This is a genomic window from Streptomyces sp. NPDC059649 (genome assembly GCF_042734445.1).
Taxonomy (GTDB): domain Bacteria; phylum Actinomycetota; class Actinomycetes; order Streptomycetales; family Streptomycetaceae; genus Streptomyces.
This window is the reverse complement of sequence record NZ_JBHWDV010000080.1, coordinates 1-25,454: the sequence shown is the minus strand read 5'-3', so window position 1 is coordinate 25,454 and position 25,454 is coordinate 1. Positions and strand designations below refer to the sequence as shown.

The window sequence follows — 25,454 nt, the reverse complement described above, 5'->3', positions numbered from 1 at the left end:
GTCATCGGATCCTCCGCGAACCCCGGATTCCGCGACTTCGCGGTGCCCGCCGCCATGGTGAAGGGGCGCGGAGCCGGAGGGGCGGGCGGTGGGGGCAGCGGCCCGGGCGGGGGCCGGGGACGCGGCGCGGGCCGGGGCCGGGTGGCCCGGGGTGGCGCCCGCGCCCGGGGTGCTCTGCGGGCCGAGCGTGCCGGAGCCGGCCGGGACCGGCGGCTGGACGGACGGCGCGACGACCGTCGTGGCCGGGCGTACGGGCCGGGCGGCCGGCCCCTTTCCCGTGGTGGCGCCCAGGAGGGCGGAGGCGGACGGCTCGGCCGAGGTGCTCAGCGGCGCACCGTCGGCGCCGGCCACGCCGGGCTTGCCGCGGACCGTGCCGTCCGGGAGCAGGAACGCCGGGGCGCCGCCGGGCACCATCCCGAGCCGCCGGGCACGCCGTTCCAGGGCGCCCGGCGCGGAGTAGCCGTCCACCTCCTGCTGCAGCGCCTGCTGTTCGTCGGTCAGCTCGTCGGTCTTCTTCTCCAGCCTGCTCAGCTCGAACGACCCTTGATTGAGCGCGGAGTTGAGCAGCAGGAGGGTGATCAGCCCGGACCCGAGGAGGACCACGATGAGGAGGACGAAGGGGGTACGTGCTGCGGTGCCGGGGGCGGTCGCGGTGGCCGGGAACAGCGCGGAGAGCCGTTTCTGCGGGCCGCGCGGCCGCCCCTGGCCTCTCACGGGGTGCCCGCCGAGTGCGGGGCGGTCCTGGCCTTCTTGCCGTTCCTGCCGGTGCCGGCGCTCTCGCGGATGCGCTCCGCGCCGCGCAGCCGGGCGGGGGCGGCCCGGCGGTTCTCCGCGATCTCCTCCTCCGTGGGGAGCTCGGCGCCGCGGGTGAGCAGCTTCAGCCGGGGCTGGTACTGCTCCGGCACGACCGGCAGGCCGGGCGGTGCGGTGCTGGTGGCGCCGGCCGCGAAGACCTGCTTGACCAGCCGGTCCTCCAGGGAGTGGTACGAGAGCACGGCGATCCGGCCGCCGACCGCGAGGGCGTCCACGGCGGCCGGAACGGCCCGCTCCACGCTGGCGAGTTCGCCGTTGACCTCGATGCGCAGGGCCTGGAACGTGCGCTTGGCGGGGTTGCCGCCGGTGCGCTTGGCGGCCTGCGGGAGCGCGTCCCGGATCAGTTCGACCAGCCGCGCGCTGTTCGTGAAGGGCTCCTTGGCGCGCTCGCGGACGATCGCCGAAACGATCCGCTTGGCCTGCTTCTCCTCGCCGTAGGTGCGCAGGATCCGCACCAGCTCCCCGGGCGGGTAGGTGTTGAGGACCTCCGCCGCGCTGATGCCGGTCGTCTGGTCCATCCGCATGTCCAGCGGGGCGTCCTGGGCGTACGCGAAGCCGCGGTCGGCCTCGTCGAGCTGCATGGAGGAGACGCCGAGGTCGAAGAGCACGCCCTGGACCCGGGGTACGCCGAGCCGGTCGAGCACCTCGGGGAGCTCGTCGTAGACGGCGTGCACCAGGGTGGCGCGGTCGCCGTAGGGGGCGAGGCGTTCCCCGGCGAGCTTGAGGGCGGCCGGGTCGCGGTCGAGGGCGATCAGCCGGACCGCCGGGAAGGCCGTGAGCAGCGCCTCGCTGTGCCCTCCGAGGCCGAGGGTGCAGTCGACGACGACCGCGCCGGGCTCGGCGAGCGCAGGGGCGAGCATGTCCAGACACCGCTGGAGCATGACGGGTACGTGGCGGGTATTACTCATGCGCCTTCCGATGGGGTGGGCGGCAGGTGGGTCCCCGGCCGCTGGCTGGGGGATGCCGCACGTACCGCTTGGTCCCCGCCCGCTCTGAAGGGGAAGTGGCCCTCCGGCGACGGGGAAGTGACGTCGGAAGTCCATGGGAGCGGGAGGAGGCCGAGCCGTACGTACGATGCGCACGCGAGGAATTCGGTATCCAAGGAGAGCGTCACGCCTCCCACTTCGCGCCACTTTAGTCCACCGGCTGTCCCGGTCAATCAACTGGTTCCGCGCGTCCCGCGACGGCTTCGCCGGGGCCGTCCCGACGGGCTTTTCACCCGGGTGGCGGCTACCCGGAGGGAGCTGTGGATTACCTCACAAGGGGTGATGTTGCCCCCTATGCCCGGCCTCCCACGGGGCCGGACCGGCCGGTGACTATTACGGTGAATGCATGCCCATACCTGCGTCGCAGCCGTCGTCCCCGTCCACCGACAGTTCCTCCGTCCGTTCCGGCGGCACGGTCACCGACCGCCTGGTCGAGGCCAACCAGCGCTACGCCGCCGCCTTCACCGATCCCGGCATGGACGCCCGGCCGGTCCTCAAGGTCGCCGTGGTGGCCTGTATGGATGCCCGTATCGACCTGCACGCCGCGCTCGGCCTCGAGCTCGGCGACTGCCACACCATCCGCAACGCCGGCGGTGTGGTCACCGACGACATCATCCGTTCCCTGACCATCAGCCAGCGGGCACTCGGCACCCGCTCCGTCGTCCTCATCCACCACACCGGATGCGGCCTGCTCAATCTGACCGAGGACTTCCGCCACGAGCTCGCGGCCGAGGTCGGCCAGCGCCCGACGTGGGCCGTCGAGGCGTTCAAGGACCTCGACGAGGACGTCCGGCAGTCCATGCAGCGGGTGCGCACCTCGCCCTTCCTGCTGCACACCGACGACGTGCGGGGCTTCGTCTTCGACGTCAAGACGGGTCTGCTGCGGGAGATCGCCCCCCAGGACTGACCGTCCGGAGTGCGGGCCGGCCCGGTTTTCCGGGCCGGCCCGTGCCGAAAACGCCGGGTTCGCCCGGAACGCCGGGGCGCGGGTGTGTGAGTTATCCACAGGTCATGACGCCGGAGCGCGCGGGCGGCAAGAATGCGTGGGTGACGTCGTGCCGGCGGTGGCCGGGCCCGGCGCGCATTTTCGGGGTGGGCCGGTTCCGCACAAGGGGGTGTCGGCCCGTGGCACAGGGCCGAGGAGGGCCGAGTGACGACGTATGACGAACGAGCGAGCCTCACCGATCTGACCACCACAGCGGAGCGGGTTCACCGGTCGGTGGAAGGCGTGATCGAGGGCAAGCCGGAGGTCGTACGGCTCGCGCTGACGGTGCTCCTGGCCGAGGGCCATCTGCTCATCGAGGACGTACCCGGCGTCGGCAAGACGATGCTGGCCAAAGCGCTCGCCCGCTCCATCGACTGCTCGGTGCGGCGCATCCAGTTCACGCCCGATCTGCTGCCCTCCGACATCACCGGCGTCAGCATCTTCGACCAGCAGCAGCGCGACTTCGAGTTCAAGCCCGGCGCGATCTTCTCCCAGATCGTCATCGGCGACGAGATCAACCGCGCCTCCCCCAAGACCCAGTCCGCGCTCCTGGAGTCCATGGAGGAGCGCCAGGTCACGATGGACGGGCAGACCTATGAACTCCCCAGCCCGTTCATGGTCGTCGCCACCCAGAACCCGGTCGAGATGGAGGGCACCTACCCGCTGCCCGAGGCCCAGCGCGACCGCTTCATGGCCCGGGTGTCGATCGGCTACCCCAGCCCGGCCGCCGAACTTCAGATGCTGGACGTGCACGGCGGCGCCTCCCCGCTCGACGACCTCCAGCCGGTGGCGCACGCCCACGAGATCGTCAAGCTGATCGACACGGTCCGTGAGGTCCATGTCGCCGAGGCCGTCCGGCGGTACGCCGTCGACCTGGTGTCCGCCACCCGCCACCACCCCGAGCTGCGGCTCGGTGCCTCACCGCGGGCGACGCTGCATCTGGTGCGCGCCGCCAAGGCCACCGCGGCCCTCGCCGGGCGGGAGTACGCCCTGCCGGACGACGTCCAGGCGCTGGCGGTGGCGGTGCTCGCGCACCGTCTTCTGCCCACCGCCCAGGCGCAGTTGAGCCGCAGATCGGCCGAGCAGATCGTGCTGGAGATCCTCCAGCGCGTCCCGGTTCCCGAGCCGTCCGCGCAGCCGTGGCGGACGCACGGCCGGCAGCCGCCCGGGGTCCGGGGGTTGTGATGAGCGGAGGGGGGAGCGAACGGACGCCGGAGCCGGGCGGGCTGCGGACGGCCCTCGGGGGGATGACGACGCGCGGCCGGTCGTTCCTGGCCGCCGGCGTGGCCGCCGCGGTGTGCTCGTATCTGCTGGGGCAGCCGGATCTGCTGCGGGTCGGGCTGCTGCTCGCCGCCCTGCCGCTGGTGTGCGTCCTGGTCCTGCACCGCACCCGCTACCGCGTCGCGGGCCGCCGCGCACTCTCGCCCGGCCGGGTGCCGGCCGGTGCCGAGTCCCGGGTCCGGCTGGTGATGGAGAACGTCTCCCGGCTGCCGACCGGCGTGCTGATGCTGCAGGACCAGGTGCCCTATGTGCTGGGCCCCCGGCCGCGCTTCGTCCTGGACCGGGTCGAGGCCGGCGGCCGCCGGGAGGTCACCTACCGCGTCCGTTCGGACCTGCGCGGCCGCTATCCGCTCGGGCCGCTGCAGTTGCGGCTGTCCGACCCGTTCGGGATGTGCGAGCTGACCCGCTCCTTCCAGACCTTCGACACCCTGACGGTGGTGCCGCGGGTCGAGCCGCTGCCGGCCGTCCGCCTGGCCGGCGAGGCCGCGGGGTACGGCGACGGACGCCAGCGCTCGCTGGCCCTGGCCGGCGAGGACGACATCATCCCGCGCGGCTACCGCCACGGCGACGACCTGCGCCGGATCCACTGGCGGTCCACGGCGCGCCACGGCGAGCTGATGGTCCGCCGGGAGGAACAGCCGCAGAAGGCGCGCTGCACGGTCCTGCTGGACACCCGCGACCTCGCCCACCCGGGAGGCGGCCCCGACTCGGCCTTCGAATGGGCGGTGTCGGCCGCCGCCTCGACGGCGGTGCACCTTCTGGAGCGCGGTTTCGCGGTCCGGCTGCTGACCGACACCGGCAGCTCGGTACCGGGCCCGGACGGCACCGGCGGCTACCCGGGGAACGCCGGTTCCGCCGACACCGCCGGCCTGATGCTGGACACCCTCGCCGTGGTCGAGCAGTCCGAGGAGGAGGGGCTCTCGGCGGCGTACGAGGTGCTGCGCGGCGGCAGCGAAGGGCTGCTGATCGCCTTCCTCGGCGACCTGGACGCCGAACAGGCCGCGATCGCCCGGCAGATGCGCCGGCGCTGCGGTACGGCGATCGCCTTCGTCCTGGACGGCGACGCCTGGACCCGTGGCCCCGGCGGCATCCGGTTCGGCACCGGCCAGGTGCCGCTCGCCGAGCGGCTGCGGCTGCTGCGGCGGGCCGGCTGGACGGCGCTGCCGGTCGCGCCGGGGGACGCGCTCGCCGGTCTGTGGCGGGCGGCCGCCGATCAGGCCGGGACGGCCCCGGAGCGCCTGGAGTACGGGCCGGGTGGCGGCCCCGCGGAGACGGTGACGGGGGGACGGCCATGAAGGAGAGCGTGAACGCACCCACCGACGACGAGTTCGCGGCGGCCGGTATCAAGCACCGCTGGCCGGTGCGGGAGCACGACGCGTACGGGGACCGCACCGGGCGAGGGGAGGCGGACCGATGAGCGGCCGGGCACGACTCGCGCTGTGTGCCGCGGTGGCCACCCTGTGTGCCGCCGGCGCACTGCTGCCGCTGGTGGATCCGATCGGCTGGATCTTCCAGGCGGCGATCCTGCTGGCGATCATGACCGGGGTGGGCGCGCTGGCCCGCCGGGTCCCGCTCGCCGGACCGCTGACCCTCGCCGCCCAACTGCTGACCCTGGTCCTACTGCTGACCGTGCTCTTCGTGCCGGCCGACGCCGTGCTCGGCGTGCTGCCGGGCCCGGACGCGGTCGCGGAGTTCGGCCGGCTGCTGCACCACGGCGTCCAGGACGTCGGGCGGTACGCCATCCCCGCCCCGGTCACTCCCGGCATCCGGCTGCTGCTGGTCGCCGGGGTGCTGCTGATCGGCCTGATCGTGGACGCCGTGGCGGTGACGTACCGCAGTGCCGCGCCCGCCGGCCTGCCGCTGCTCGCGCTCTACTCCGTCGCGGCGGGGCTGGCCCAGGGCGGGGCGGGCTGGCTGTGGTTCCTGATCGCGGCGGCGGGCTATCTGCTGCTCCTGCTGGCCGAGGGCCGCGACCGGCTCTCCCAGTGGGGCCGGGTCTTCGGTGCCCCGAGCCCGGGCCTGCCGGGCGGTGGGCCGGGTTCCGGCGCCGGCGGCCCGGCCACCGCACCGGTCCGTACGGGCCGCCGGATCGGCGCCCTGGTCCTCGGCATCGCCATCGTGGTGCCGGCCGCGCTGCCCTCCCTCGGCGACGGGCTGCTCGGCCCCACCGGCAGCGGCCCGGGACGCGGCGGCGGGGGCGGCACGATCTCCGCGGTCAACCCCCTGGTGTCGCTGCAGGACAGCCTCAACCAACCCGAGGACCGGGAGGTCCTCAACTACCGCACCACCGCTGCCGATACGCGCGATCTGTATCTGCGGATCGTCGCCCTGGACCAGTTCGACGGCACGACGTGGAAGCCGTCCGAACGCACCGTCACGGACGTGCCCGAACGGCTTCCGGAGCCACCCGGCCTCAGTTCCGCGGTCGGCCGCGAGCGGATCAACACCTCCATCTCGACCGCCGGGTGGTACGCGCAGAACTGGCTGCCGCTCCCCTACCCCGCGGCCCGGGTGGACATCTCCGGCCGCTGGCGCTTCGAGCCGCAGGGCCGCACGCTGGTCGGCGACCGCGGCCAGAACACCCGCGATCTGCAGTACCAGGTCGAGAGCCTCCAGGTGCGGCCCACCTCCCAGCAGCTGGCCGCCGCCCCGGCGCCGCCCAGCGACCTGCTGCACGAGTACACCAAGGTCCCCGCCTCGCTGCCGCCGGTCGTCCGGACCACCGCCCACCAGGTCACCCGGGGCGCCTCGACCGCTTACGCCAAGGCCGTCAAGCTCCAGGACTGGTTCGCGCTCTACGGCGGCTTCACGTACAACACCGAGGTCCGGGCCGGCAGCGGCACCGAGGCGATAGCCCGGTTCCTGCGGCTGAAGGAGGGCTTCTGCGTCCACTTCTCGTTCTCGATGGCGGCGATGGCCCGCACGCTGGGCATCCCGGCCCGGGTCGCGGTCGGCTTCACCCCGGGGACGAAGCAGCCCGACGGCACGACCTCGGTCAGCCTGAAGGACGCGCACGCCTGGCCCGAGCTGTACTTCCAGGGCATCGGCTGGACCCGTTTCGAGCCCACGCCGAGCCGCGGCAGCATTCCCGACTACGCCTATCCCGACACCTCGGACAGCTCCGAGCCGGGCCGCCCGGACCCCGCACCGGCCCGGCCCGCGCCGCCCACGGAGGGGCCGTCGGCGACCCCCTCGTGCGCGCCGGACGAGCACCGGGCCGGCAGCGGAACGGCATGTCTGACACTGCCCGCACAGTCCGGCGCCCGCCCGTCGGACGGCGGCCCGTCCCCCTGGGCGCTGGCCGCCCTCGGGCTGCTCGCCCTGCTCGTCCTGCTGCTGCCCCTGACCCCGCTGCTCTGGCGGCTCCGGCTCCGCGCCCGACGACTGGCGCCCGCCGCCCGGGGCGGGCATGGCACGACGCAGGCCAGCGGGCGACTGGCGCCCTCCGTCCGGGGCGGGCATGGCACGACGCACGCCGGCGGGGACGGTGCGATGGACACAGCCGGGGACGGCGCGACGCGTGCGGACGGGGGCGGTGCGACGGACGCGGGCGGGGCCTGTGCGGCGGCTGCCCTGTCCGCCTGGCAGGAGCTGTTGGACACCGCCTGGGACTTCGGGATCATCCCGGACGAGTCACTGACCCCGCGCAGGGCGGCCGCGCGGATCATTCGCGTCGGGGAATTGCAACCGGAGCCGGCCGCCGCTGCGCGCCGGGTCGCCGAGGCGGTCGAGCAGATCCTCTACGCCCCGCACCCGCGCCCGGTGGCCGGCCTGGCCGACGACGTCCAGCGCGTACTGGCCGGGTTGCGGTCCGGTGCACCCCGCGCCCTGCGCCTGCGGGCCCTGTTCGCCCCACGCTCCGCCGCCCGCCTCCACCGCGCCGCCGCAGCCCGCTGGGCCTCCGTACGCCTCCGCTGCCGCACAAGCCGCCCCGTGGCCGCGATACGGCGAGCGCCTTCCGCGCTGCGACGGGGAAGGCGGCAGCGGGCGTAGGGGTACGGGGAGCGGTGCGGGTAGGGGTAGGGGGTGTCTGGGGCGTAGGGGCGTCCGGGGCGGGGGCGGGTCCGGGGCGGGGGCGGGTCTGTCGGAGGGGGCGACGGGCCGCGTCGTCCGCCGGGCGCGATTCCGGCAGGCACGATGTCCGGCTGGCCACGGCGTTTGACAGGGCTGCGGCGCCCGGCAGGGGGCCACGACGTCCAACGGGCCGCGTCGTCCGGGGGCTGCATCGACCGGCGGGCCGCGATGCCCGGCAGCTCGCGACATCCGACAGCCCACGACATGCGGGATGCCACGGAATCCGCGGAGGGGCAACAACGCCCGGCAGGCCCGCCGCGACAGCCCTCCGCGGCCCGCGGTGTCGTGCACGGCCTGCACGACGCAGCCGGCAGTGCACGGCCGGCAGTAGGCGTGCTAGTGGCAGAAAAACGTGCTGTGGCCGCCCGAGGGGATCGGGCGGCCACAGCAGGAAGAGTGCTGACGCGGCGACGGCGCGTCAGGGGGAGGACGTTCGGGGCGGGGTCAGTGGCCCTGCTGTTCGTCGCGGCGGCGCTGCCAGCGGTCCTCGATGCGGTTCATCATCGAGCGGCGCTGCCGGGCCTGACGTCGCGCCGGGCCTTCGGCACCGGCGCGCTGTTCCCCGGGCTTGGGCGCCTTGCGCCACCCGGTGACCGCGAGCACGGCACAGCCGAGCATCACGAGGAATCCGACCACGCTGATCCAGATCTGCTGCGCGACCATGCCGGCCATGAGCAGGGCGATACCCACCAGGAAGCCCGCGACCGCTTGGTAGACCCGTCGCCGGGTGTACGTACGCAGCCCGCTTCCCTCAAGCGCTGTCGCGAACTTGGGATCTTCGGCGTACAGCGCTCGCTCCATTTGCTCGAGCATGCGCTGCTCGTGCTCCGAGAGCGGCACGGAGTCCTCCTACTCGTCGGTCGCGGGGGGCGACCGGGGTGCGACCCTTTCAGGATAGGCAGGGAATCGCCCCCGTGAAACCCGCCCCTCGACGCCAGTTCACTGTCCGGGCCGCCGTGGCGGCCGGTGGTGATGCTGGCTGCATTCCCCACCCGCCTGTCCGTCATGCCGGAACGTCGTACACCGATCATACGGGGCGAAGGGGCTGATCGGGTGGCCTGTGGCCGACTGCACGCAGCCGGCCGGAGCTGCTCCGCGGGTCAGTCGCGCTCGGCGAGGACGTGCAGCTGGGTGGCGACCGAGTGGAAGGCGGGTTGCTCGGCGGCGGCCGCCTCCAGCTTCAGCAGGGCGTCCATGGCGCCCGGCTCGGTGTCGACGAGTACGCCCGGGACCAGGTCGGCGAAGACCCGGACGCCGTGCACCGCGCCGACCTGCAGGCCGGTGGCGGAGACCAGGTCGATGAGCTGTTCCGCGGTGAACCGGCGGGGCACCGGGTCGCCCTCGCCCCAGCGCCCGGCCGGGTCGGTGAGGGCCTGGTGGGCCTCGGTGAAGTGGCCGGCCAGGGCGCGGGCGAGCACGGCACCGCCGAGGCCGGCGGCGAGCAGGCTGAGGGTGCCGGCCGGGCGCAGCGCGTCGACGGCGTTGCGGATGCCCTCGGCCGGGTCGTCGACGTACTCCAGCACGCCGTGGCAGAGCACGGCGTCGTAGCCACCGCGCTCGACCACGTCGAACAGGCCGTGGGCGTCGCCCTGGACGGCCCGGATCCGGTCGGCGACGCCCGCCTCCGCGGCCCGCCGCTCCAGGGCGAAGAGGGCGTTGGGGCTGGGGTCGACGACCGTGACGCGGTGGCCGAGGCGGGCGACCGGCACGGCGAAGTTGCCGGTGCCACCGCCGGTGTCGAGGACGTCCAGGGCGTCGCGCCCGGCCGCCTTGACCCGGCGCTCCAGGGCATCCTTCAGGACGTCCCAGACCACGGCGGTACGAAGGGATGCGCGCGGGCGCAGCGGGTCAGACACGGCGGGTGGCTCCTCGGCGGGGGCATGAACATCCAGTCGTCCACCACCCTATTCCGTCCCGCGCCGTCCGCCGCCCGCGGAGCCCCGCGAAGTGTGTGATGACCTGCTCATCCCGCCCCGCGGGGCCCCAAAGAGCGTCTGACCACCCGCTCACCCGGCCCTGCCCCGAGGACCGTGTGCGGACTGCCCACCGGCCCCCTACAGGGCCCCGCGGCCCACACGTGGCTTACCCCGCTCCCTTCGCAAGGGCAGCCCACCGCTCGCCCGCCGACTTCGCGAGTCAGCCCACCGCTCGCCCGCTCACTTCGCGAGTCAGCCCACCGCTCGCCCGCTCACTTCGCGAGGGCAGCCCGCCGCTCGCCCGTCACGGCCCCCTCACCCCGCGCTGCGGAGCCCCGAGGCCGGCACCGGCGGTCCCCTCACCCCGCCCGCTGAGGCGGCAGTGGGGGCTGGAGGTGGAGCATCCGCTCGACCAGGCGCAGGAACATCGCGACGTCCCGTAGGAGGTCGTCGGCATCCCGGGTGCTGGCCGCGCCGGGTATTCCGGCCTCGGCCCGGGCCCGGCGGGCGGCACCGGAGGCGAACAGGGCGCTCCACTCGGTGAGTTCGGGCGCGACCTCGGGGAGGAGGTCCCAGGCGCTGCGTATGCTTTCCCGGCGGCTGCGCCGCGGAGCGGCACCCGGCCTGCGGCGCAGGGTGGTCTCCGGGCGGGCGCGCACGGCGAGGACGGCGGCGGCGGTGCGCAGCGCTGCCAGATGGGCGGTGGCGAACCGCTCGTTGGGGGCTTCCAGGGTCCGCGCTTCTTCGAGGCCCTGCTGGGCCTGGGCGAGCAGGGCCAGGGCGGCGGGTGGTGCGGCCGCCCGGCGCAGGACGGGGTGGACATCGCTCGGGGGACCGTACGCAGCGGAACTGCCCCCGCTGGGACGAACTGCCATGACGAACCTCCTGTCGTCACATGCCGGTTCGGGACCGAACGCTGATTCGGCCCGTCTGACCCCATCGTGCGGTACACCACTGACAATCGGCTCTGACCTGCACTTTCGCCAGACAGGCGGCGGACAGGCAGCGGACAGGCAGTGGACAAGCAGCGGACAGGCGGCGGATGACGCGCGCAGGGGCAGCGCGGGCGATTCCCGGCTATCGACGGGGGCGGGTGCCCGGCTCCCCCGCCACGGCCGATTCCCGGCTCGCGACGGGGGCGGGTGCCCGGCTCCCCCGCCGCCGGCGATTCCCGGCTCCCGACGCGGGCGGTTCACGGCTCCCGAACCGATTTGCCGGACCCCCTTGCGTAACGCGGGGTGGGATGCGGCATACTTTTTGCACTGACCAGTCAGTGCAAGGGAGGGGATCGTGGACAGCACCCCGCACGGGGCGGCGGTCACGGCCGAGCGGTTCGGGGTCAAGGGCCCCCGCGGCTGGGCGTTCCGGAACATCGACATCACGGCCGGACCCGGCTCGCTGATCGCCGTACAGGGCCCGTCGGGCTCGGGCCGTACGTGCCTGCTGCTCGCGCTCACCGGCAGGATGAAGTCCGCCGAGGGCACCGCCGAGATCGGCGGGCTGGCGCTGCCCAGGAAGAAGGCCGCGGTCCGGTCGGTCACCGCACTCGCGCATGTGCCCGGGATCGCCGACCTCGAACCTTCCCTGACCGTAGGGGAGCATCTGCGCGAACGCGCCCTGTTGCAGGGCCGGTTCGGCGGTTCGCTGCGCGCCCTGCTGCGGCCGCGCCGGGAGCGCCGGGCCGAGGCCCGTGCCCTGGTGGACGACGCGCTGGCGGCGGCCGGGCTCGACCTCACGGCGCTGCCCAAGGGGATCCGCACGTCGGTGCGTGACCTGGAGCGGCTGGAGGCACTGCGGCTCTCCGTGGCGCTCGCGCTGATCGGCCGGCCACGACTGCTGGCCGTCGACGACACGGATCTGAAGCTGTCCGACGAGGAGCGCACCGCCGCCTGGGCGATGCTGCGCGGCCTCGCGGCGGCCGGCACGACGGTCCTCGCGGTGTGCAGCGAGCCGCCCGCGGACGTGGCGGACGTGGTGCTGGTCCGGACCGGCAACCGTCCGGAGGCGGCCGGCGGGCAGGTCTCCACGGACGCGCACGACCCCACCGAGGGGCCGGATGCGCCGGCCGCCGGGGACGGCACGGACGCCGAGGACGAGGCCGGTACGGCCGCCGAGGACGCCACGGACGCCGGGGCCGGCAGCGACCAGGTGAAGGACGACGAGGAGGAGGGGGCGGCCGATGCGCTCGCCGAAGCTGGCCGCGCTTGAGCTGAAGCGGTTCGGGAGGGGGAAGCTGCCGCGCGCCGCACTGGCCGCGCTGCTGCTCCTGCCGCTGTTGTACGGCGCGCTGTACCTGTGGTCCTTCTGGGACCCGTACGGGCGGCTGGACAAGATACCGGTCGCCCTGGTCAACGAGGACAGGGGCGCCGAGGCCGGCGGGAAGCACCTCTCGGCGGGCGACAGCATCGTCGACGGCCTCGCGGACAGCCACACCTTCGACTGGCACCCCGTGGGCGCCGCGGAGGCCGCCCGGGGCGTCGAGGACGGCACGTACTACCTGTCGCTGTCCATCCCGAAGGACTTCAGCCGGCGGATCGCCTCCAGTTCGGGTGACCACCCGGAAACGGGCGCCCTCAAGGTGCGCACGAACGACGCGAACAACTACATCGTCGGGCAGATCTCCCGGACGGTGTTCTCCGAGGTGCGCGCGGCGGCCTCGGCGAAGTCGTCCCGCACCTTCCTCGACAAGATCTTCGTCTCCTTCTCGACGCTGCACGGCAAGACCGAGCAGGCCGCCGACGGCGCCGACCGCCTCAAGGACGGTATCGGGCAGGCCAAGGACGGCACCGGCAAGCTGGCCGACGGTCTGGGCAGCGCCAAGAACGGCAGCGGCAGGCTCGTCACCGGCCTCGGCGACCTGAACGCGGGCGCCGGGCGGCTCTCCCAAGGGAGCGGCGACCTCGCCCGCGGCGCAGGTACGGCCGCCGACGGTTCGCGCCAACTGGCCGACGGCGCCGGGCAGGTGGCCGACGGGACACAGCAGCTGGCCGACACCGTCAACGGCGTCGCCGGCAAGGTGGGACCGTTCGTCCGGGCGCACGGCAAGGAGATCGGCGAGGCCGCCCAGCTCGTCGCGGACGGCTCGCGGGCGGTCCGTGACCACCTGGACAAGCTGCCCGCGGCGGCGTCCATGGGTGCCAAGCTCTCCCGGGGCATCTCCGACCACCTCGCCACCTACTACCGGCTGCGCTGCGAGAGCGGGGTCACCCTCGACACCTCCTGCGCCGAGCTGAAGCAGATCAAGGACCAGGCGGCCACAGCGGCGGACAAGGCCGAGGAGGTCAGCGGTTACGTCCACGACCAGAAGAACCTCGACCGGCTGGGCCGGGACCTGGACACCCTGCACTCCCTGGCGAGCGAGCTGGCGAAGCGCGGCCCCACCCTGGGCGCCGACATGGACGCCGCGGTCAAGAAGATCAACGACCTCAACGACGGTGCGCACAAGGTGTCCGCGGGTGCCCGCAAGCTGGCCGCGGGCAATGCGAAGCTGGCCGCCGGCGCGGACCGGCTCAACGACGGCGCGCACCAACTGCACGACGGCACGGGCCGGGCCGCGGCCGGGATGCACGACCTCGACTCCGGGGTGGGCAAGCTCAAGGACGGCGCGCAAACCCTGAACGGCGGCATGTTCAAGCTCTCCGACGGCTCGCAGCAACTGGCCGGCGGGCTGCACGACGGGGCGAAGCGGATCCCCGACTACGGCAAGAAGGAGCGCGACGCCCGCACCCTGGTGATGTCCGACCCGGTGCAGCTCGCCTCCGGCTCCGCCCACAAGGCGCCCAACTACGGCACCGGCTTCGCGCCGTACTTCATCCCGCTGTCGCTGTGGGTCGGCGCCATGGTGGCGTACATGCTGATCCAGCCGCTCAACAGGCGGGCGCTGGCGATGGGTGCCTCCTCCTGGCGGGTGGCGGTCTCCGGCTGGCTGCCGGTGGTCGGCGTGGGCGTGCTGCAGACCGCGGCCCTGATGTCCGTACTGCACTTCGGGCTCGGCCTCCAGATGGCCAGGGCGGCCGGTACGCTCGGCTTCCTGGTGCTGGTCACGGCCTGTTTCTCGGCGATCGTGCAGTGGCTGAACGCACAGTTCGGACCGGCCGGCCGGATCCTGGTACTGGCCCTGCTGATGCTCCAGCTGACCTCGGCGGGCGGCACGTACCCGGTGCAGACCAGCCCCGGCTTCTTCGGCGCCATCCACCCGTATCTGCCGATGAGTTACATCGTGGAGGGGCTGCGCCGGCTCATCACCGGGGGCGACCTCGCGCCCGTGTGGCAGGGCGGTGCGGTGCTGGTGGCCTTCACCGTCGGCGCGCTGCTGCTGACCTCGCTGACCGCCCGCGGCCGCCAGGTGATCCGCATGAAGGACCTCCACCCGGAGCTGAGCCTGTGAGCACGCACACCCCAGGGACCGGCACAATCCCCTCCATGGACAGCTCCCACACACGCCGCGACGCCACCCGGCGCAAGCTCTTCGACGCCGCGGTCACACTCATCGCCGAACAGGGCTTCTCCTCCACCACGGTGGACGAGATCGCCGAGCGGGCGGGGGTCGCGAAGGGCACGGTCTACTACAACTTCGCGAGCAAGAACGTTCTCTTCGAGGAGCTGCTGCGGCACGGCATAGAGCTGCTGGCGACCTCCTTGCAGGCGGCCGCCGACGAGACCGCCGACCGGGGCGGCAGCCGGATCGACGCGCTGGACGCGATGATCCGGGCCGGGCTGGACTTCATCTCCCGTTACCCGGCGCTCACCCAGCTCTACGTCGCCGAGCTCTGGCGCACCAACCGCGCCTGGCAGTCGACGCTGATGGTGGTGCGCGAGCGGGCCATCACGGTCGTGGAGAACGTGCTGCGCGAGGCGGTCGCCCATGAGGAGCTGAGCGAGGAGATCGACATTCCGCTGACCGCCTCGGCACTGTTCGGGATGGTTTTGGTGGCGGCCCTGGACTGGCAGTCGTACCAGCCGGACCGGTCGCTCGACGATGTGCACGCCGCGCTGTCGCGGCTGCTTCAGGGGCGGGTCACCGGCCGTCCCGCGGAAGACGGGTGACGGCGGCCGGAAGCCGGAGAAGAGGCGAAGCAGACGAAAAAAGACGAGTGCGCGCCGTATTGGTCAGGTACGGCGCGCACCCCTTTGTGTTCCCCCGCGGGCCCGCACCGGAGAGTGCGCCACCCTGGCGCGGATCGTTCCCCCACCGATCCGACCAGGGCGGCGTTTCCCCCGTGCTCCCCCGTGGAGCCCCCGTACTCCCCCGTACTTCCCCCGTCACGTCCGGGAGCCGCGCTGCTCCGCCGCCCCGTGTCGGCGGTGCGGCGCCGCTTCCCTTCCGTGGCCCCTACTCTTCCGTCCGGGCGGCCGCCGGCCCATCCGCGTACCTACTCATCTGGCCGTCTGAGTACGGATACTCAAAACTGAGCACCGGGCCCCAGTGGCGGCCTACGATCTGCGGCGTGTCCGTACTTCCCTTGGTTTTCACCAGTGGCTGGGCGAGCGGGATCAACGCCTACGCCGTCGTCCTGCTCCTCGGCCTGCTCGGCACGGCCGGCGTCACCGACGACGTGCCGGCCGCACTGCAGCGCCCCGACGTGCTGATCGTGGCCGGGGTGCTCTTCCTGGCCGAGGCGATCGCCGACAAGGTCCCGTACGTCGACTCGGTCTGGGACGCGGTGCACACGGTGATCCGGCCGGTCGCGGGCGGCGTGGTGGCGGCGCTGCTGGCCGGACACGACGGGTCGCTGCCCGAACTGGCGGCGGGCGCGGTGGGCGGCACCACGGCGCTGCTGAGCCACCTGGTCAAGGCGGGCACCCGGATCGCGGTGAACACCTCGCCGGAGCCGGCCAGCAACATCGTGCTCAGCCTGCTGGAGGACCTGGGTGTGGCCGGGATCGTGGTCTTCGCGGTGTTCCATCCGGTGATCGCGGCGTCCATCGCGGCCCTGTTGCTGCTCACGGGCATCGTGATCGTGGTCCTGCTGTGGTCGCGGATCCGCCGCTATCTGCGCCGCCGTCGGGCCCGGCGTGAGGAGAAGCGGCTGGCCGCGGCGGGCGCCGGGGTGCCGCCGGCGGGCTGAGGGGGCCTGCCGGCCGCGGCCGCGGCCGCCCGTTCCGGCGTTGTCGGTGGCGGCGGATAAAGTCGCAGGCATGGCACGGATTGCGGTGATCGGCGCCGGGATGGGCGCGATGGCGGCCGCCGCCCGGCTGGCCGTCGCGGGCCACCGGGTGGCGGTGTTCGAACGTGCCGCGACGCACGGCGGCGCGGTGCGGCAGCTGGCACGGGACGGTTTCACCTTCGACACGGGACCGGGCCTGCTGCATCTGCCGGCGGTCTACCGCGACCTGTTCCTCAAAACCGGCCGGGAGCCGCTGGAGAGCTGCCTGGAGCTGTCCCAGGTCGATCCGGCGAGCCGTCATCTCTTCGCCGACGGCACCGCGGTCTCGCTGCCCAACGCCTCGCGGGCCGGCGTCCTCGCGGCGCTGGACGAGGCGCTGGGCGCGGGGGCCGGTGAGCGCTGGAGCGAGCTGGTGGGCCGCGCCCGGGACGCCTGGGACGCCGCCCGCCGGCCGCTCCTGGAGGAGCCGCTGTGGCAGGACTGGCGGGTGCTGGGGCGCGATCCGTATCCGGCGGTGCGCCGGCGCGGGCTGTTCGGCCGGCGCGACAAGGGACCGACGACGGCCACCCTCGCCGAGATCGCCCGCCGCGAGCTGGCCGACCCCCGGCTGATCGCCCTGCTGGAGAGCCATGCGCTGGCGTACGGCCTGGACCCGCGCGGCGCCCCGGCGAGCGCCGCGGTGCTGCCGTACATGGAGCAGACCTTCGGCAGTTGGTATCCCCGCGGCGGTATGCGGGCGCTGGCCGACGCGCTGTACGAGCGCTGTCTGGCCCGCAAGGTGGAGTTCACCTTCGGTGCGGAGGTGACCGGGATCGTCGAGAAGGACGGCCGGGTGGCCGGCGTCGAGCTGGCCGACGGCCGGCTGGAGGAGGCCGCCTTCGTGGTCGCGGGCCTCGATCCGGCCCGGCTGCCCGGCCTGCTGGGCGGTCGCGAGCCGTACGGCGCGGACGAGGTGCGGCCGCGGACCGGCCCCGGAGACCGCGCCCCGGGGCGGCTGACGGTGTGTCTGGCGCTGCGCGGGCCCCGCGAGGCGGGCGCGGCGCACCGCACGGTGGTCCATGCCGCGGACCGGGCGGCGGAGCTGGCCGGTGTGTTCGGGGACGGCGGCGGAGGTCTCCGGACGCCCTGTGCGCGGCCGACGGTGACGGTGCTGCGCCCGGACGACCCCATGACGCGGCCCGACGGGGAGCACGAGGCGGTGACGCTGTCCGCGACGGTCGCGGCGCACGGCCCGGTGGACCGGCTCGACGGTCCGGCCGTCGAGGAGGAGGCCGACCGGCTGATGGCGGTGGCCGAGGCCGCGGTGCGGGGGCTGCGTGAGCGGGTGCTGTGGCGCGAGGTGCTGCCGCCGGCGGACGAGGAGTTGATACCGGCCCCCGCGCTCCCGGGCCAGGAGGGCCGTTTCCTGCGGCCCGGCAACCGCACCCGGATACCGGGGCTGTACGCGGTCGGCGGCTGGTCCCATCCGGGCGGCGGCCTGGCGCATGCCGGGATGTCCGGGGCGCTCGTCGCGGGCCTGATCGTCCACGGCGACGACTGGCACGGCTCCACGTAGGACCGGTCCGCCGGGAAGCCGGGCGCGGCGCCGGCGGCGGCGGCGCGGGGAGGCGTCCCCGGCGCTCGGGTCAGTAGCGGTAGGGCTGGCCGTCGTAGCCCTGCTGCTGGTACGGCGGGTAGGGCGGCTGCTCGGGCGGGAGTTCGTCGCCGCGCTGTTGCGGGACCCAGACCCCGCCGGGCGGGGTCTCGCCGTAGCCCTGGCCGGGGTTCTGGCCCGCCGGCTGTTCCTGGCCGCCGTACTGCTGCCCGCCGTAGGACGCCTGGCCGTAGGGGTCGGGCTGGGCATAGGGGTCGTAGGGCGCGGCGTACTGCTGGCCGCCGTAGGGGTCGGCGTAGCCGGCCTGGCCGGAGCCGTCGCCGTACGCCGCGTAGGGGTCGCCGTAGCCGTCCTGGCCGGCCGCGGGCGCGCCGTAACTGGCGCCGTAGTCATAGCCGTTGGCGTCCGCGGTGCCGCCGGCCTGGGTGTCGTTCGCGGTGGTGCCGTACGCGTCGTAGCCGGTGTAGCCGTCGTTCTGCGGGGCGCGGGCGTCCGGGCTGTAGATGCCGTACTGACCGGTCTCGTCGGGCATCGGCTGCGGCGCGTAGACGGTGGTGGTGTCGAAGGCCTGGGTGTCGAAGGACTGGGTGGCGAACACGCTCCGGTCCTGCGGGTCCTGGTACGGGTCCGGACCGCCGTAGCCGCCCGGCCCGTACCCGCCGGTCGCGTAGTCGTAGGACTCCTGACCTGCGTACGGCTCTTGGCCGGCATAGGAATCCTGGCCGGCGTAGGTGCCCTGACCTGCGTACGCGTCCTGGCCGCCGTAGCCGTCCTGGCCGGGGAAGCCGGGGCTCTGGAAGCCGCCGGTGCTCTCGAAGGTGTCCGGACCGCCGTCCGCGCCCCGGCCGGTACCGGCCTGCGGACCGTCGGCGGGGCCGTCACCGGGACCGTCACCGGGAGGTACCGCCTCGACGCCGGAGACCTGCAGGGACGGTTCGGCGGCGGGCGGGCCGGACCGGCGTCCGCGGCGCCGCCGGCTCTCACCGGGTTTGCCGCCCAGCGCCCAGCCCTCGGTGAAACCGCGCTTGAAGGAGAGCGTCACATTGGTCTGGCCGATGGCGAACGCGATCAGACCGGCCCCGATCACGATCACCGAGGGGATGATGACGCCGACGACGACGGCGAGGAAGCCGACGAAGGCGAGCAGCCGCCAGCGCAACCGGGCCTTGTACTGGAGCAGTACCTCACCCAGCAGCCACAGAGCGACCAGACCGAACGCGATGTAGAGGATCGTCCAGCCCATATACGCCCCTCTTCCGCCGCTCGCCGGCCACCGTGATCAGGGCCGCTGGTGCAGCCCCAGATTCTCGTAGATTTCCAGAGTCGCCGTGGAGTGGTTGAGGGTAATGAAGTGCAACCCGGGCACATCCTCGGCCATCAAGCGCGAACACAACTCGGTCGCGTACTCGATGCCAATGGAGCGTACCGCCGCCGGATCGTCCTTGACGGACAGGATGCGCTCGGCCAGTTCGGGCGGGAACGCGGCATTGCTGAGCTGCGCGAACCGCTCGATCTGACGGACGTTCGTGACCGGCATGATCTCCGGGATGATGGGCGTCTGGCAACCCGCGGCCGCGACCCGGTCGCGGAGCCGGAAGTAGTCCTCCGGGTAGAAGAACATCTGGGTGATGGCGAAATCCGCACCGGCCCGGCACTTGGCGACGAAGTGGGTGACGTCGGTGTCCCAGTCCGTCGAGCGCGGGTGCATCTCGGGGAAGGCGGCGACGCCGACGCAGAAGTCGCCGGACTCCTTGATCAGCCGGACCAGGTCGGCGGCGTAGGAGACCCCGTCGGGGTGCTTGACCCACTCGCCCATGGGGTCGCCGGGCGGGTCGCCGCGCAGCGCGAGCATGTTGCGGATCCCGGCGTCGGCGTACTGGCCGATGATGTTGCGCAGGTCAGCGGTGGAGTGGTTGACCGCGGTCAGGTGGGCCACCGGGGTGAGGGTGGTGTCCGTGGCGATGCGCTCGGTGGCGCGCACCGTGCCGTCACGGGAGGTGCCGCCGGCACCGTACGTCACGGAGACGAAGGTCGGGGAGACGGCCTCGATCCGACGAATGGCGTTCCACAGGGTCCGCTCACCCTTCTCGGTCTTCGGGGCGGCGAACTCGAAAGAGTAGGACTGCTTGCCGGAGGCGAGCAGCTCACGCACGGTCCGTGCGCGATCAGTCCTGGTGGAAGCTGTACCTAGGGCCATACGGGCAGGTTAACCAGCAGCCGGTCACACACCAACCGTCATCGGCGTTATGCCTGGTTGGTCCGGTTCATGTCCAGTGGGTGGACGTTTTGCGGCCCGACGGGCCCGAAAACCCGCGTGCCGGACAGGTCCGCACCCGGTCAGGCGTCCCGGCTTCGGATGCGCTTCGCCAGGGCGGCGGCCGCCGCGCCCGGGTCGTCCGCCTCGGTGATCGCGCGGACCACCACGACCCGGCGGGCACCGGCCGCCAGCACCTCGTCGAGGTTGTCGGCGTCGATCCCGCCGATCGCGAACCAGGGGCGCTCGGGGGCGCGCGCCGCGGCGTACCTGACCAGCTCCAGGCCGGGGGCGTGCCGGCCCGGCTTGGTGGGCGTCGGCCAGCAGGGGCCGGTACAGAAGTAGTCCACACCCGCTTCGGCGATCGCGGCGTCCACCTCGGCCTCGGCGTGCGTGGAGCGGCCTATCAGGACGTCCGGGCCGAGCAGCGCGCGGGCGGCCGGCACGGGCAGGTCGCCCTGTCCGAGGTGCAGTACGTCGCTGCCGGCGGCGTGCGCCACGTCCGCCCGGTCGTTCACGGCCAGCAGTTTGCCGTGCCGTCGGCAGGCGTCCGCGAAGACCTCGAGGTGCCGCAGCTCCTCGGCGGCCTCCATGCCCTTGTCTCGCAGCTGGACGATGTCGACCCCGGAGGCGAGCACCGCGTCCAGGAACTGTGGGAGGTCGCCCTGCTTCGTGCGGGCGTCCGTGCAGAGGTAGAGCCGGGCGTCGGACAGGGCCTGTCGTGCGGTGCTCATGGGCGGCTTCCCCCCAGGTCAGGGGCGTACGGACCGGGCTTTCCGGTCCGTACGCCCCGAAGGTGGTCATGGATCGAGGTGGCTGCGGAGTCCGCCGCGGCTGCCGGGGGCGGCCGCGGCGGCGGGGGTGTCAGACGGCGAGGGCCTGGGCCCGGCGCTTGACTTCCGTGCCGCGATTCTCGCGCAGCGCCTGGGCCGGGGTGCCGGGCAGGCTCTCATCCGCGGTGAACAGCCACTCCAGCATCTCCTCGTCGGTGAAGCCGTCGTCCTTGAGGAGGGTGAGGGTGCCGACGAGGCCCTTGACCACCTTGTCGTCCTTGATGAAATCGGCGGGCACCTGGAGCACCCGGTTCTCGCCGCGGCGCACCGCGATCAGCTGGCCCTCCTTGACCAGCTGCCGGACACGGGTCACCTCGACGCCGAGCCGTTCGGCGATGTCGGGGAGGGTGAGCCAGGCGGAAACGAGTCCATCGATCTTTGCGTCAATCTCGGTCACAGGACAAGCCTGCCACCTCCCACTGACAGCCGGTAGCCGGGCATCCCCATCAGGGGTTTCCGGCACACCGGAGAGTGACGACGCGCCGCGGGCGCGCCCGCCGGTGCGCCTGCCGTGCCCCCGCCGCCCCCGATGTCTCCGGCACCCGCCGGTTCACCGCGCCGCGGCCTTCAACGGCACCGCCGCGTTCGCCGCCCGCTCCCGGTCCAGGGCCACGCCCCGCTCGATGAGCTTGCGCCCCTGGGCGAGGTCCCGCGGGCGCCCGACGGCGAGCAGCGCGACCAGCCGGCCCGCCGGGCTCCCGGACGGTGCCTCGCCCGGCCCCCCGGCCCCGCGCAGCCAGAGCACCGACCAGGCGGCGCCGGACGGATCGCCGCGCCACACCAGCTCGTCGGAGTCCACGTGGTGGCCCACGTACTGCACGAACCGGCCGAACTGCTCGGACCAGAAGTACGGGACGGGGTCGTAGATCAGCCCCTCCGATCCGGCGCGGGCGATGTTCTCGGCGACCGTGCGGGGGCCCTGGAGGGCGTTGTCCCAGTGGTGGACCAGCAGACGGGTGCCGTAACGGGTGGAGGGGAAGGAGGCGCAGTCGCCGACCGCGTACACATCGGGCGCCGAGGCGCGCAGCTGTTCGTCGGCGAGCACGGAGCCGTCCTCGGCGGAGACCTCGACGCCCGAGCCAGCCAGCCAGGCGGTGGCGGGGCGGGCGCCGATCCCGACGACCACCGCGTCGGCGGGCAGCACCGTGCCGTCGGCGAGGGTGACCGCCCCGGAGGTGACGGAGGCGACCCGGGCACCGAGCCGCAGCTCGGCGCCGGCGTCCGCGTACCAGCCGGTCATGTGGGCGGCGACCTCGGGCGGCAGCGCGCCGGCCAGCGGGCGGTCGGCGGCCTCGACGACGGTGACCGCGCAGCCCGCCTCGCGGGCCGCGGTCGCGAATTCGGCGCCGATCCAGCCGGCCCCGACGACCACGATCTCGTGCTGGGCGGCGAGCACCGGCCGCAGCCGTTCGGCGTCGTCGAGGGTGCGCAGCAGATGGACGCCGGGCAGCCCCTCGCTGCCGGGCAGCGTGATCGGGTCGGCGCCGGTGGCGATCACCGCGTGGTCGTACGGCACCGGGCCCTCGGCCGTCTCGACCACGCGGTCCTCCGGGACCAGGGCGGTGACCCGGCGGCCGAGGTGGAGGTCGATGGCCAGCCCCGCGAAGTCGACGTCGAAGGCGGAGCCGTCGGCCTTGCCCAGCAGGACCGCCTTGGACAGCGGGGGGCGGTCGTAGGGCTGGTGCGGCTCGTCGCCGATCAGCGTGATCGTGCCGGGCCAGCCCTGTTCCCGCAGGGCGACCGCGGTCTGCACGCCCGCGATTCCGGCGCCGACGATCACCACGCGCGGCGGGTGGCCAGGGGCCTGGGAGGACTTGCTCTGCTCGCTCACCCGATCACTCTAGGACGGCCGGCGACGCGGCTCGCAGCAGCGCGCAAGGAGATCTCTGACACACCGTCACGGACCGTCGTCCGGGTCCCCCGGGGGCACCGCGCCGGGCCCGCGCTCCCTTACGGGCCGTTGCGGCCCCGTATTAGGGTGACGGGTACACGCACTCGCGGGAGCCCGGCGTACCGGGCTGAGAGGGAGGCTGGCCGGCCTCCGACCGTACGAACCTGATCCGGGTCATGCCGGCGAAGGGAGGGGCTGGACGCCCATGCATCCATCTGCCACACCACCCACAGGCCACCCCGATGTGCTCGTCATCGGGGGCGGCATCATCGGGCTGGTCACCGCCTGGCGGGCGGCCGGCCGCGGGCTGACCGTCGCGGTGGCCGATCCGGCGCCGGGCGGCGGCGCGGCGTACGTCGCGGCCGGAATGCTGGCCGCGGTCACCGAGCTCCACTACGGCGAGCAGACCCTGCTGGGCCTCAACCTCGCCTCGGCACGCCGCTATCCGCGGTTCATCGAGGAGCTGGAGGAGGCCGGCGGGCAGCCGACCGGCTACCGGCGGTGCGGCACCCTGGCCGTCGCCCTGGACGCCGACGACCGGGCCCATCTGCGCGAACTGCACGCCCTGCAGACCCGTTCGGGACTGGACTCCCAGTGGCTCACGGGCCGGGAGTGCCGCCGTCTGGAGCCGATGCTGGCTCCGGGCGTACGCGGCGGGCTGCGGGTGGACGGCGACCACCAGGTCGACCCGCGCCGGCTGGCCCACGCGCTGCTGGGGGCCTGTGAACGCGCCGGGGTGGTCTTCCACCGCACTCGCGCGGAGCGGTTGACGGTCGACGCCGGGCGGGCCACCGGGGCCCAACTCGCCGACGGGACACGGCTGTCGGCCGGCCAGACCGTACTGGCGGCGGGCAGCTACAGCGGCCGGCTGGCCGGGGTGCCCGAGGAGGTGCGGCCGCCGGTGCGGCCGGTCAAGGGCCAGGTGCTGCGGCTGCGGCTGCCGGACATGCCGGCCGGCTCCCCCGCCTTCCTGTCGCGCACCGTACGGGCCGTCGTCCGCGGCAACCCGCTCTATCTGGTGCCGCGGGAGAGCGGCGAGCTGGTCGTCGGCGCCACCAGCGAGGAGCTGGGCTGGGACACCACGGTCACCGCGGGCGGCGTCTACGAGCTGCTGCGGGACGCCCACGAGCTGGTCCCCGGCATCACCGAACTGCCACTCGTGGAGAGCTGCGCCGGGCTGCGGCCGGGCTCCCCCGACAACGCCCCGCTGCTCGGCCCGACCGGGCTGCCCGGTCTCCACCTGGCCACCGGCCATTTCCGCAACGGTGTGCTGCTGACGCCGGTCACCGGTGACGTGATGGCCGAACTGCTGGCCACCGGGAGCCTCCCCGACGAGGCCCGCCCCTTCAGCCCCGCGCGCTTCACCGCCGCCTCTGAGGCCACGCGCCCCCGCCTCCTCCAGGAGCAGCCCGTATGAGCACCTCCGCCCCCACCGTCTCGGTGTCCGTCAACGGCGAACCCCGCGAGATCCCCGGCGGACTCACCCTCGACCGGCTCGTCGCGACCCTGTCCTCGGCGCCGTCCGGGGTGGCCGCCGCGGTCAACGAGGTCGTGGTGCCGCGCACGCAGTGGCCCGCCACCCCGCTCGGCGACGGCGACCGCGTCGAGGTCCTCACCGCCGTCCAGGGAGGCTGACCGGCATGCCCGAACCCCATTTCTCCCCCGACACGCGCGTCACTCCGCCCACCGACGCCGACCCCCTGACCATCGCCGGCACCACCTTCACCTCCCGCCTGATCATGGGCACCGGCGGCGCGCCCAGCCTCGACGTCCTGGAGCGGGCGCTGCTCGCCTCCGGTACGGAGCTGACCACGGTCGCGATGCGGCGGCTGGACCCGACCGTGCAGGGCTCGGTGCTGTCCGTCCTGAACCGGCACGGGATCCGGGTGCTGCCCAATACGGCGGGCTGCTTCACCGCGGGCGAGGCGGTGCTCACCGCCCGGCTCGCCCGGGAGGCGCTCGGCACGGACTGGGTCAAGCTGGAGGTCGTCGCGGACGAGCGCACCCTGCTGCCCGACCCGATAGAGCTGCTGGACGCCGCGGAGACCCTGGTCGACGACGGCTTCACGGTGCTGCCCTACACGAACGACGATCCGGTGCTGGCCCGCAAGCTGGAGGACGTGGGCTGCGCCGCGATCATGCCGCTGGGCTCGCCGATCGGCTCCGGGCTGGGCATCCGCAACCCGCACAATTTCCAGCTGATCACCGAGCGGGCCGGCGTCCCGGTCATCCTCGACGCCGGCGCCGGCACGGCCTCCGACGCGGCCCTCGCGATGGAACTGGGCTGCGCGGCGGTCATGCTGGCCTCCGCGGTGACCCGCGCACAGGAACCGGTCCGCATGGCGCAGGCCATGCGCCATGCGGTGACGGCGGGCCGCCTGGCGTACGGCGCCGGGCGGATCCCCCGGCGCCATTTCGCGGTGGCGTCCTCCCCGGTGGACGGGGTGGCCGCCTTGGACCCGGAGCGGCCGGCGTTTTAGGGGGCCGCCTACGTAGCTGGCTGTCCCGCCGCGTTCCGCTGCGCTTGGCGGCGCCTCCCACGTACCTGTCCGTCCCGCCGTGGTTGTTGCTCGCCGTTGCGCTTTGCGGCGCCCCGTACGTACCTGTCTGCGGCGCCGCGGGGTGTCTCGCCGTTGCGCCTGCGGCGGGCTGGGTGGTGTCGGGTGCGGTGACGGACCTCCGGGGCCGGTTGTGTGGACTGCTTCGCTTTACGTCCACAC

General features: G+C 73.8%; 22 protein-coding genes and 1 riboswitch. Of the genes, 12 read left to right on the top strand and 10 right to left on the bottom strand.

Annotated elements, in window-relative coordinates; genetic code table 11:
• Positions 1-714, bottom strand: a 714-nt coding sequence (locus tag ACFV1J_RS38005) for a septum formation initiator family protein (RefSeq protein WP_385866151.1), incomplete at its 3' end; no start/stop codon positions are given.
• The gene (rsmH, locus tag ACFV1J_RS38000) at positions 711-1,721 is read right to left on the bottom strand and encodes a 16S rRNA (cytosine(1402)-N(4))-methyltransferase RsmH (RefSeq protein ID WP_385866149.1); all 1,011 of its coding nucleotides are present in this window, start codon (positions 1,719-1,721) and stop codon (positions 711-713) included. The genes ACFV1J_RS38005 and rsmH, both read right to left, overlap by 4 nt.
• A 424-nt stretch (positions 1,722-2,145) precedes the next feature.
• On the opposite strand from rsmH, the gene ACFV1J_RS37995 reads away from it, so the two are divergent.
• The 4 genes from ACFV1J_RS37995 to ACFV1J_RS37980 all read left to right on the top strand — a co-directional run bounded on the left by ACFV1J_RS37995 (position 2,146) and on the right by ACFV1J_RS37980 (position 8,058).
• A complete protein-coding gene (locus ACFV1J_RS37995) occupies positions 2,146-2,706 on the top strand; it encodes a beta-class carbonic anhydrase (protein WP_385866146.1) in 561 nt (186 codons plus the stop codon).
• 243 nt (positions 2,707-2,949) lie between these two features.
• On the top strand, positions 2,950-3,969 hold the full coding sequence (locus ACFV1J_RS37990; RefSeq protein WP_385866145.1) for an AAA family ATPase: 1,020 nt from the start codon (positions 2,950-2,952) through the stop codon (positions 3,967-3,969).
• Positions 3,969-5,360, top strand: a complete 1,392-nt coding sequence (locus ACFV1J_RS37985) for a DUF58 domain-containing protein (RefSeq protein WP_385866144.1) — start codon at positions 3,969-3,971, stop codon at positions 5,358-5,360. Before ACFV1J_RS37990 ends, ACFV1J_RS37985 begins: the two co-directional genes overlap by 1 nt.
• A gap of 118 nt (positions 5,361-5,478) precedes the next feature.
• The gene (locus ACFV1J_RS37980; RefSeq protein WP_385866142.1) at positions 5,479-8,058 is read left to right on the top strand and encodes a transglutaminaseTgpA domain-containing protein; all 2,580 of its coding nucleotides are present in this window, start codon (positions 5,479-5,481) and stop codon (positions 8,056-8,058) included.
• Positions 8,059-8,583: 525 nt separating this feature from the next.
• Here ACFV1J_RS37980 and ACFV1J_RS37975 read toward each other — a convergent pair.
• From ACFV1J_RS37975 to ACFV1J_RS37965, 3 genes are all read right to left on the bottom strand, one after another.
• On the bottom strand, positions 8,584-8,979 hold the full coding sequence (locus ACFV1J_RS37975; protein ID WP_385866140.1) for a DUF3040 domain-containing protein: 396 nt from the start codon (positions 8,977-8,979) through the stop codon (positions 8,584-8,586).
• A gap of 260 nt (positions 8,980-9,239) precedes the next feature.
• On the bottom strand, positions 9,240-9,995 hold the full coding sequence (locus ACFV1J_RS37970) for a class I SAM-dependent methyltransferase (protein ID WP_385866138.1): 756 nt from the start codon (positions 9,993-9,995) through the stop codon (positions 9,240-9,242).
• A gap of 419 nt (positions 9,996-10,414) precedes the next feature.
• Complete coding sequence (locus tag ACFV1J_RS37965) at positions 10,415-10,930, bottom strand: SAV_6107 family HEPN domain-containing protein (RefSeq protein WP_385866136.1); 516 nt, start codon at positions 10,928-10,930, stop codon at positions 10,415-10,417.
• 415 nt (positions 10,931-11,345) lie between these two features.
• Here ACFV1J_RS37965 and ACFV1J_RS37960 point away from each other — a divergent pair, with 415 nt between their 5' ends.
• From ACFV1J_RS37960 to ACFV1J_RS37940, 5 genes are all read left to right on the top strand, one after another.
• The gene (locus ACFV1J_RS37960) at positions 11,346-12,263 is read left to right on the top strand and encodes an ATP-binding cassette domain-containing protein (RefSeq protein ID WP_385866133.1); all 918 of its coding nucleotides are present in this window, start codon (positions 11,346-11,348) and stop codon (positions 12,261-12,263) included.
• The gene (locus tag ACFV1J_RS37955) at positions 12,235-14,442 is read left to right on the top strand and encodes a YhgE/Pip family protein (protein ID WP_385866130.1); all 2,208 of its coding nucleotides are present in this window, start codon (positions 12,235-12,237) and stop codon (positions 14,440-14,442) included. The genes ACFV1J_RS37960 and ACFV1J_RS37955 overlap by 29 nt, the downstream gene beginning before the upstream one ends.
• Positions 14,443-14,477: 35 nt before the next feature.
• A complete protein-coding gene (locus ACFV1J_RS37950) occupies positions 14,478-15,101 on the top strand; it encodes a TetR/AcrR family transcriptional regulator (protein WP_385866126.1) in 624 nt (207 codons plus the stop codon).
• Between the two features lie 401 nt (positions 15,102-15,502).
• On the top strand, positions 15,503-16,123 hold the full coding sequence (locus ACFV1J_RS37945; protein ID WP_385866114.1) for a DUF4126 domain-containing protein: 621 nt from the start codon (positions 15,503-15,505) through the stop codon (positions 16,121-16,123).
• A 70-nt stretch (positions 16,124-16,193) separates the two neighbouring features.
• Positions 16,194-17,717: a phytoene desaturase family protein gene (locus ACFV1J_RS37940; protein ID WP_385866111.1), complete on the top strand. Its 1,524-nt coding sequence runs from the start codon at positions 16,194-16,196 to the stop codon at positions 17,715-17,717.
• A gap of 70 nt (positions 17,718-17,787) precedes the next feature.
• Here the strand turns inward: ACFV1J_RS37940 and ACFV1J_RS37935 are convergent, their stop codons facing one another.
• From ACFV1J_RS37935 to ACFV1J_RS37915, 5 genes are all read right to left on the bottom strand, one after another.
• Complete coding sequence (locus ACFV1J_RS37935; protein ID WP_385866109.1) at positions 17,788-18,999, bottom strand: hypothetical protein; 1,212 nt, start codon at positions 18,997-18,999, stop codon at positions 17,788-17,790.
• Between the two features lie 36 nt (positions 19,000-19,035).
• Positions 19,036-19,953 (bottom strand): methylenetetrahydrofolate reductase [NAD(P)H], encoded by a 918-nt coding sequence (metF, locus tag ACFV1J_RS37930; RefSeq protein WP_385866106.1) that lies wholly within the window; start codon positions 19,951-19,953, stop codon positions 19,036-19,038.
• A 140-nt stretch (positions 19,954-20,093) separates the two neighbouring features.
• Positions 20,094-20,744 carry a thiamine phosphate synthase gene (thiE, locus tag ACFV1J_RS37925; RefSeq protein WP_385866104.1) on the bottom strand — a complete coding sequence of 217 codons (651 nt, stop codon included), beginning with the start codon at positions 20,742-20,744 and terminating at the stop codon, positions 20,094-20,096.
• A 130-nt stretch (positions 20,745-20,874) separates the two neighbouring features.
• The gene (locus ACFV1J_RS37920; RefSeq protein ID WP_385866102.1) at positions 20,875-21,240 is read right to left on the bottom strand and encodes an Rv2175c family DNA-binding protein; all 366 of its coding nucleotides are present in this window, start codon (positions 21,238-21,240) and stop codon (positions 20,875-20,877) included.
• Positions 21,241-21,393: 153 nt separating this feature from the next.
• Positions 21,394-22,674 (bottom strand): NAD(P)/FAD-dependent oxidoreductase, encoded by a 1,281-nt coding sequence (locus tag ACFV1J_RS37915; protein WP_385866101.1) that lies wholly within the window; start codon positions 22,672-22,674, stop codon positions 21,394-21,396.
• 156 nt (positions 22,675-22,830) lie between these two features.
• A riboswitch (TPP riboswitch) is annotated at positions 22,831-22,942 on the top strand.
• On the opposite strand from ACFV1J_RS37915, the gene thiO reads away from it, so the two are divergent.
• The 3 genes from thiO to ACFV1J_RS37900 all read left to right on the top strand — a co-directional run bounded on the left by thiO (position 22,940) and on the right by ACFV1J_RS37900 (position 25,214).
• Positions 22,940-24,151 carry a glycine oxidase ThiO gene (gene thiO, locus ACFV1J_RS37910; RefSeq protein WP_385866099.1) on the top strand — a complete coding sequence of 404 codons (1,212 nt, stop codon included), beginning with the start codon at positions 22,940-22,942 and terminating at the stop codon, positions 24,149-24,151. Its footprint overlaps the riboswitch before it by 3 nt.
• On the top strand, positions 24,148-24,369 hold the full coding sequence (thiS, locus tag ACFV1J_RS37905) for a sulfur carrier protein ThiS (RefSeq protein WP_385866097.1): 222 nt from the start codon (positions 24,148-24,150) through the stop codon (positions 24,367-24,369). Before thiO ends, thiS begins: the two co-directional genes overlap by 4 nt.
• Positions 24,370-24,374: 5 nt before the next feature.
• Positions 24,375-25,214 carry a thiazole synthase gene (locus ACFV1J_RS37900; RefSeq protein WP_385866095.1) on the top strand — a complete coding sequence of 280 codons (840 nt, stop codon included), beginning with the start codon at positions 24,375-24,377 and terminating at the stop codon, positions 25,212-25,214.
• Positions 25,215-25,454: the final 240 nt, after the last annotated feature.